This window comes from Streptomyces polyrhachis (assembly GCF_042663125.1).
GTDB classification, from domain to species: Bacteria; Actinomycetota; Actinomycetes; order Streptomycetales; family Streptomycetaceae; genus Streptomyces; species Streptomyces polyrhachii.
The window spans coordinates 1-6,910 of sequence record NZ_JBHSZO010000073.1; the positions used below are offsets into that span (position 1 = coordinate 1).

At 70.8% G+C, this 6,910-nt stretch carries 2 protein-coding genes; one reads left to right on the forward strand and one right to left on the reverse strand.

Annotated features, from left to right (window positions below):
* Positions 1–137: 137 nt before the first annotated feature.
* A complete protein-coding gene (locus tag ACFQLX_RS25460) occupies positions 138–347 on the reverse strand; it encodes an MbtH family protein (RefSeq protein WP_386418868.1) in 210 nt (69 codons plus the stop codon).
* Between the two features lie 409 nt (positions 348–756).
* Between ACFQLX_RS25460 and ACFQLX_RS25465 the strand changes: the two genes are divergently transcribed.
* Positions 757–6,910, forward strand: a 6,154-nt coding sequence (locus ACFQLX_RS25465) for an amino acid adenylation domain-containing protein (protein ID WP_386418870.1), incomplete at its 3' end; no start/stop codon positions are given.

The window sequence follows — 6,910 nt, forward strand, 5'->3', positions numbered from 1 at the left end:
GGCGCGGGCGTCGGTCTGGGCGTAGGTGAGTGTCTCCCCGGCGCTCTTCACCGCTATCGCGTCGGGCCGCTCCCGCGCCCACCGCGCGAACACCTCGTGTACCAACGCGCGTGTCCCCGTTGCCCGACCGCTCTCCATCAGCTCTGCGCCGCCATCCTGGTGCGCAGGCTGAGCGGCCGCATGTCGGTCCAGACCTCCTCGATGTGCGCCAGGCACTCCTCGCGGGTGCCCATGGTCCCCTCGTCGTGCCAGCCCGGGGCGTTCTCCCGCCCGGCCGGCCAGATCGAGTACTGCTCCTCGTGGTTGAGCACGACCTTGTACGGCCGGCTCTCCTGCGCGTCGCCCATCTCTCCTCCGTCGGCGTGCGGCCCCCGCACCGGGTGCGGGGCGTCGGGCCCGATTCGACCCCGCCGGGCGGCGGCAGGGCCAGCCGTACGAGCAGAAACTGGGACAACACCTGGAAGTCGGGTGCACATCATCCCGCCCTTCGAGGAATGTCCCTGCTGACTGGCGTATTCGCCAGGCGCAGGAAAATTCAGGGATCTCCCTAGACATGGATTCACTAGGGAGATCCCTACCGGCTCACGAGACACTAGGGGAAGTCCTAAACCCGGCGGTGGGGCATCGACATGCGCCGCCCGAGCCACGGAAACTCCAATTCCAGCGCGCAGCAGACGACTTGCATCGGTCGAGCAAGGTGGACGTGGCGTACAACTGAAGCGTCACCTCATCTGTGAATTCAGAGGATTTGCAGCCTTGAGTACTTCTCAGAACTCAGCGGAAAGCCTCAGCGACTTCTCGGGGGACGAACGGGTCGAGGTCTCGTACCCGATGACACCCACCCAGCAGGGCATCGTCTTCCAGTCCCGCCACGGCGGGACGACCGGCCTCTACCACGTACAGGTGGTGCTCGACGTCGCGCAGGAGCTCGACCTCGCGGCGTTCCGCGAGAGCTGGGCGCACGTCGCCGGCCGGCATGCGGCACTGCGGACGAGCTGCCGCGAACGGCCGGGCGAGGAGCCGGTGCAGACGGTCCTGCCGAGCGTGGACGTCCCCCTCGACTACGCGGACGTGCACTCCCTGGACGAGGAGCAGCAGTCCGCATGGCTGCGTGACCTCCTGCGGCGGGACCGCGAACGGGGCTTCGCCCTGGACGAGGCGCCGCTGTGGCGCCTCCACGTCTGCCGCCTCGGCCCGGAGCGCCACCAGATCCTCTGGAGCTTCCACTACGTGCTGCTCGACGCCCGCAGCCAGCGGGAGATCCTGCGCGAGGTCGAGCGGACCTACGAGCGGCTGACCGCCGGACGGCCGCCCGAGGACCAGCCGGTGACGCCGTACCGGGACTACGTGGCGTGGCTGAGCCGTCAGGACGCGGACGGGGCCGAGGCCTTCTGGCGCGAGGAACTCGACTCGGTCGCGGCCGCGAGCCCGCTCCCCTTCGAGGCCAGGCCCCCCGCCGGCGAGTCCGCGGCGGGGGAGGCGCCGGCTGCCGCGTACGCCCAGGTCTCCCTCGTCCTGGACGAGCAGGAGACAGCCGCCCTGCGCACCGTGGGCGGCCAGTGGGGCCTGACGCTCCCCACCCTCGTCCGGGGGAGCTGGGCGTTCCTGCTGAGCCGATGTACGGGGGCCGACGAGGTGGTCATAGGGGTCACCACCCCCGGCCGCCCCGTCGGTCTGCCCGGCGCCGAGTCCATGGCGGGGCTCTTCGTCAACACGCTGCCCATGCGCGTACGGGTGCCCGCCGCGACGGGCTGGGCCGAGTGGATGCAGGGCCTGCAGCGGCAGTACGCGCGGATCCAGGAGCACGAGCACAGCCCGCTGGTGCAGGTGCAGCGGTGGAGCGGGATCGGCTCGGGGGAGTCGCTGTTCGACACCGTCGTGACGGTCGAGGACGAGAAGGACGAGAAGGACGAGAAGAGCGACGACGGCGGGGGCGGCGGGGCGCGGCAGTCCGGGGCCGGCGCCCCCCTGATGGCCAGGAGCTGGGAGGAGAGCCACGCCGCGTACCCCCTGAGCCTCGTGGCCGCTCCCGGCGAGCGCCTCACGCTCACCCTCCACTACGACACCCGGCGCTTCGCCGCCGAGTCGGTCGAGCGCATGGCGGGCCACCTCCACCGGATCGCCACGGACCTCGTGGAGCAGCCGCAGGCGCGGCTGGGGGAGCTGAACGTGCTCACCCGGGCGGAGTTCACCCGGCTCGTCCACGAGTGGAACGACACCGACGCGCCGTACTCGCAGGAGCTCTGCATCCAGCAGCTGTTCGAGCGCAGCGTCGAGGAGGACCCCGACGCGCTCGCCCTGCTCTTCCGCGACGAGCGCTGGACCTACCGTGAGGTCAACGAGCGCGCCAACCAGGTGGCGCACTGCCTGAAGCGGCTGGGGATCCAGCGCGGGGACCAGATAGCCATCCTGATGGAGCGTTCGGCGGAAATGGTCCCCGCGCTCCTGGGAATTCTGAAAGCGGGCGCCTCGTACATTCCGCTGGATGCCAACGCGCCCGTCAAGCGGTGGCACTGGATCCTCGACTCGCTGGGCGTCACGTGCGTTCTGACGCAGCACGCATTCGTGCCCCGCGTGCTGAGCGCCGACCCGCTGGACAATCTCGCGCATCTCGTGTGCATGGACCCGGAGGTCGATGAATTCCCGGCTCCCGGATCCCCGTACGCCGTCCATACGCCGGATGAACTCGATCGCATGCCGAGGGAGAACCTCCCGCCGCAGGGAAGTCCGCAGGACATCGCCTACACCATTTTCACCTCCGGCTCCACCGGAACCCCCAAGGGCGTGACGGTCGCGCACTTCCCGGCCGTGAACCTCATCGAGTGGGTCAACGACACCTTTGCGGTGGGCCGCGACGACCGCATCCTCTTCATCACCTCCCTCAGCTTCGACCTGTCCGTCTACGACGTCTTCGGCATACTCGCCGCGGGCGGGTCGATCCGGGTGGCGTCCGGCGAGGACGTCCAGGAGCCGGCGAACCTGCTGCGCCATGTCGTGGACGACTCCATCACCTTCTGGGACTCGGCCCCCGCGGCCCTGATGCAGCTGGTGCCCTTCCTGCCGACGGACGCCGGCGGCGCGCACGAAGCCGTCTCCCCCTCCCTGCGCCTCGTCTTCATGAGCGGCGACTGGATTCCGGTCCACTCGCCGGACGTCATGAAGTCGGCGTTCCCCAACGTCCAGGTGGTCGGACTGGGCGGCGCCACGGAGGCGACGGTCTGGTCGAACTTCTTCCCCGTCGGCGAGGTGGATCCCGACTGGCCGAGCATTCCGTACGGAAAGCCGATCCAGAACTCCCGCTACTACATACTCGACGAGAGCCTGCGGCCCTGCCCGGTCGACGTACCCGGCGACCTCTACATCGGCGGCATCTGCCTCAGCTCCGGATACGCGGGCGAACCGGAGCTGACAGCGGGCAAGTACATCGCGGCGCCCTTCGGCGCGACGCCCGGCGAGCGCATCTACAAGACCGGCGACCTGGCCCGGTGGCGGGCCGACGGGAACATGGAGTTCCTCGGCCGCACCGACTCGCAGGTCAAGATCCGCGGTTACCGCATCGAACTCGGCGAGATCGACAGCGTGCTCAGCGAGCACCCCGCCGTCCAGGACGCCGCGACCGTCGTCCGCGAGGACACCCCCGGGGACCGCTCCCTCGTGTCGTACGTCGTGCTGCACCCCCAGCGCGCGCGCACCGCCGTCCAGGAGGCCGAGGACTTACTCGACTCGCTCGAGGACAAGCGCATCGACCACTGGCGCGAGGTCTACGACGCGTTCGACCCGCAGGCGTCCGGGGCCACGGACGACGGCCACGACTTCTCCGGCTGGAACAGCAGCTACACCGGCCGCCCCCTCCCCGTCCAGGAGATGCGGGCCTGGCAGGAGGACACGCTGGCGCTCGTCCGCGGCCACCGTCCCCGCCGGATCCTGGAGATCGGCTGCGGCACCGGCCTGCTCCTCTTCCCCCTCGCCGGGGACTGCCTGCGCTACTACGGCACCGACTTCTCCGCGCCCGTACTGGAATCGGTGCGCCGGCGGCTCAGGACCCGGCCGGAGCTGGCCGAGTCCGTGGTGCTGCACCAGCGGGAGGCCGACGACCTCGCCGAGCTGGACCTCGAACCGGTCGACACCGTGGTCGTCAACTCGGTCGTGCAGTACTTCCCCGACGTCGACTACCTCGTACGGGTCCTCGAAGGCGCCCTCTCCCGGGTCGCCGACGGCGGACGTGTCATCGTCGGCGACGTCCGCAGCCTCCCGCTGCTGGACGCCTTCCACGCCGACGTGGAGACGAGCCGGGCCCCCGAGGGGATGACCCGCCGCCAGCTCTGGCAGCGCGTGCAGCACCGCGTGCAGCAGGAGGAGGAGCTGACGCTCGACCCGGCGTTCTTCCGCGACTGGGCAGCCGGCACGGGCGTCGTCTCCCGCGTCGAGATACGGCCCAAACGCGGCGGCCACCTCAACGAGATGTCGATGTTCCGCTACCAGGTGGTGCTCCACGTCGGAACCCCCGCCGACAGCCCCGAACCCGGCGCCCCCGAACCCGGCAGCTCCGAACGGGACTGCCCCGAACACGACTGGGCCGCCGACGCGTTCACCCTGCCCCGGCTGCGCGAGGTGCTCACCGCCGAAGCCCCCGACCGGCTCCGGCTGCGCAACGTGCCCAACGCGCGCGTCGAGAACGCGGCGCGCACCCTCCGCTGGCTGAAGGGCGAGTCCGGCCTGGAGACCGTCGAGGCCTGGCGGGCACAGCCCTCGACGCCCAAGGGAGTCGACCCCGAGGACCTCCTGGAACTGGCGGCGCAGACCGGCTACGAGGCCACCGTCGACTGGAGCCGCCACGGCACGGACGGCGCCCTCACCGTCCTGCTGACCCGCGCGGGGGCCGAACAGCCCACCGACAGCGAGGAGTTCGTCGTACCGACCGCGCCCGCGCCCGTGGAGCGCGACTGGTCCGGCTACGCCAACCAGCCCCTCAAGGGCGAGATCCAGCGCCTGCTGACACCCCGGCTGCACGCCTACCTGGCCGAGCGCCTCCCCGGCTACATGGTGCCGGCCGACCTCGTCGCGCTCGACGCGCTCCCCGTCACCTCCAGCGGCAAACTCGACCGGCGCGCCCTGCTCCTCCCGCAGGCCGCCGCACCCGCGGCGGAGGGCACCCGGGTGCCCGCGCGCACCACCACGGAGGCGCTGCTCGTCCCGATGTGGGAGCAGACGCTGTCGCGCTCGCCCATCGGCGTCTTCGACGACTTCTTCGACCTGGGCGGGCACTCGCTGCTCGCCGTGCAGCTGGTGGCCCGGATCCGCGAGGCGTTCTCGCTGGAGGTGCCCGTACGCCTCTTCTTCGACCTGCCGACCATCTCCCAGATCGCGGGCGAGCTGCAACGGCGCCAGGAGGAGCTGCAGCCGGTGCCGCTGCCGCCGCTCACCCGCGTCCCCCGCGACCGTCCGCTGCCCGCCACCTTCGACCAGCAGCGGCTGTGGTTCATCGACAGACTGAACCCCGGAGACACCTCGTACACCGTCAACTGGCTCATCCCGCTGCCGGCGTTCATCGAGCCCGCGGTGATCCGGGACGGGCTGGACGAGATGATCCGGCGCCACGAGCCGCTGCGCACCACCTTCCGCGAGGAGGACGGGCAGGTCTGGCAGGTCATCGCGGACGACTGGCGGCTGGAACTGCCGCAGGACGACCTCTCCGCGCTCCCCGAGGAGCAGCGCGAGGCGCAGGTGCAGGACGAGATCCGGCGGTGGTGGCGCCGGCCCTTCGACCTGGTCCGCGGTCCGCTGCTGCGCGCCCGGCTGATCAGGATGTCCCAGACGCGGCAGGTGCTGGTCCTCGCCGCCCACCACACGGTCTTCGACGGCTACTCGATCGGCGTCTTCGGACAGGAGTTCCTCCAGATCTGCCGGGCGTTCGCCGACGGCGAACCCTCCCCGCTGGCGGATCTGGCGGTGGGCTACGCCGACTACGCGGCGTGGCAGCAGAGTTGGCTGGAGGAGGAGCGGCTCGCCTTCCACCTTGAGTACTGGAAGTCCCAGCTCGCCGAAGCCCCCGAACTGCTCGCCCTGCCCAGCGACTTCCCGCGCTCCCCGGAGCGGACCTTCCAGGGCGGCTTCCTGCGCCGGCAGCTGTCGCCCGAGACGACGCGGCAGGTCGCGCAGCTCAGCCGCGAGCACCAGGTGACGAACTACATCACCATGCTCAGCGCCTTCGCCGTCCTCCTCTCCCGCTACAGCGGGCAGGACGTCGTCGTCATCGGCGTGCCGGTCGCCGACCGCAACCGGCGCGAGCTGGAGTCCATGGTCGGCTTCCTGGTCAACACGGTCGCCCTCCGCGTGGACCTGCGCGGCGAACCCGCCTTCGACGAGGTGCTGCGCCAGGTCCGCAAGCAGCTCTTCGACGCCCAGAGCCACCAGGAGGTCCCCTTCGAGCAGGTCGTCGAGGCCCTCCGCCCGACACGCAGCCTGGGCCACAACCCGCTCTTCCAGGTGATGTTCGCCGACGAGAGCCTCCCCTACCTGGAGCACGCGTCCGAACTGGCGCCGGCGGAGCCGTGGATGCACAGCCTGATGGAACAGGGCATGAGCGTCGGCGTCGCCCGGTTCGACCTCACCCTCATGATCCAGGCCGCTCCCGACGGGATGCGCTTCGGCTTCGAGTACAGCACCGACCTGTTCGGTGAGCAGACGGTCGCACGGATGGCGGACCACTACGAGGTCCTCCTGCGGTCAGCGCTCACCGACCCCGCCCGGCGCATCGGGCACCTGCCGATGGTCGACGAGGCGGAGAGCCGCCGGATCGCCGAACGAGGGCACGGTACGCGCCGCGAGGCACGTGAACCAGCGCCGCTGCAGGAGCTGTTCGAGGAGCGGGTGCGGCGGTGTCCGGACCGGGTGGCCGTGGTGTCGGGTG

What these genes read in the sequence shown, in the direction of transcription:
- ACFQLX_RS25460 (WP_386418868.1), bottom strand. Translation starts at nt 347, where the DNA reads ATGGGCGACGCGCAGGAGAGCCGGCCGTACAAGGTCGTGCTCAACCAC.